The sequence below is a fragment of the Nocardiopsis mangrovi genome (genome assembly GCF_042653925.1).
Classification (GTDB): domain Bacteria; phylum Actinomycetota; class Actinomycetes; order Streptosporangiales; family Streptosporangiaceae; genus Nocardiopsis_B; species Nocardiopsis_B mangrovi.
Genome location: NZ_JBHSFQ010000083.1, coordinates 1 through 1341, shown reverse-complemented (window position 1 = coordinate 1341; position 1341 = coordinate 1). Strand labels below are relative to the sequence as shown.

Below are 1341 nucleotides of genomic sequence, written 5' to 3'. Positions count from 1 at the left end.
TGGAACGCGCGTGGATCTTGTCGTCCACCAGGTGGTGCAGCTTCAGGAAGTAGGTGTAGCCCACCGCGATCGGCTCCGCGAACGGCTCACCGGTACGACCGTCGAACAACCGCGCCTTGCCGTGCTCGTTGACCAGCCGGATGCCGTCCTCGTTGGGCAGGCTGGAGCCGAGCAGGCCGCCGATCTCGTCCTCGCGCAGGCCGTCGAACACGGGCGTCGCGACCTTGGTGCCGGCGGAGATGTCGTCGGCGCCGATGGCGCGCATCGCCTGCTTCCAGCCTTCGTCGTCGCCGTCGACCTTCCACCCGTTCTGGGCCAGCCAGCCCAGGTGGATCTCCAGGATCTGGCCGACGTTCATCCGCCCCGGGACGCCCAGCGGGTTCAGGACGATGTCGACCGGCGTGCCGTCCTCCATGAACGGCATGTCCTCCTGCGGGAGGATCTTGGCGATGACGCCCTTGTTGCCGTGGCGGCCGGCCAGCTTGTCGCCGTCGGTGATCTTGCGCTTCTGGGCCACGTAGACGCGGACCAGCTCGTTGACGCCGGGCGGCAGTTCGTCGCCCTCGTCGCGGCTGAACACGCGCACGCCGATGACCTTGCCGGACTCGCCGTGCGGCACCTTCAGGGAGGTGTCGCGGACCTCGCGGGCCTTCTCGCCGAAGATCGCGCGCAGCAGCCGCTCCTCGGGAGTGAGCTCGGTCTCGCCCTTGGGCGTCACCTTGCCCACCAGGATGTCGCCGTCGACGACCTCGGCGCCGATCCGGATGATCCCGCGGTCGTCGAGGTCGGCCAGGACCTCCTCGCTGACGTTGGGGATCTCCCGGGTGATCTCCTCAGGACCCAGCTTGGTGTCGCGGGCGTCGACCTCGTGCTCCTCGATGTGGATCGAGGACATGACGTCGTCCTGCACCAGGCGCTGGGAGAGGACGATGGCGTCCTCGTAGTTGTGGCCCTCCCACGACATGTACGCCACGAGCAGGTTCTTGCCCAGCGACATCTCGCCCTTGTCGGTCGAGGGGCCGTCGGCGAGGACCTGGCTCTCCTCGACCCGCTGGCCCTCGCTGACGATGGGCCGCTGGTTGAAGCAGGTGCCCTGGTTGCTCCGGCGGAACTTGCCGAGGCGGTAGGTCTTGCGCGTGCCGTCGTCGGCCATGACCGTGACGTAGTCGGCCGTGACGTCCTCGACCACACCCGCCTTCTCCGCGAGGACGACCTCGCCGGCGTCGGTGGCGGCGCGGTACTCCATGCCGGTGCCCACCAGCGGGGACTCCGCACGCAGCAGCGGCACCGCCTGGCGCTGCATGTTGGAGCCCATGAGCGCGCGGTTGGCGTCGTCGTGCT

At 68.9% G+C, this 1341-nt stretch carries 1 pseudogene; it reads right to left on the bottom strand.

The annotated features are described in order from the left end of the window. A pseudogene (locus tag ACFO4E_RS30020) lies at window positions 1-1341 on the bottom strand (DNA-directed RNA polymerase subunit beta); the annotation flags it as partial.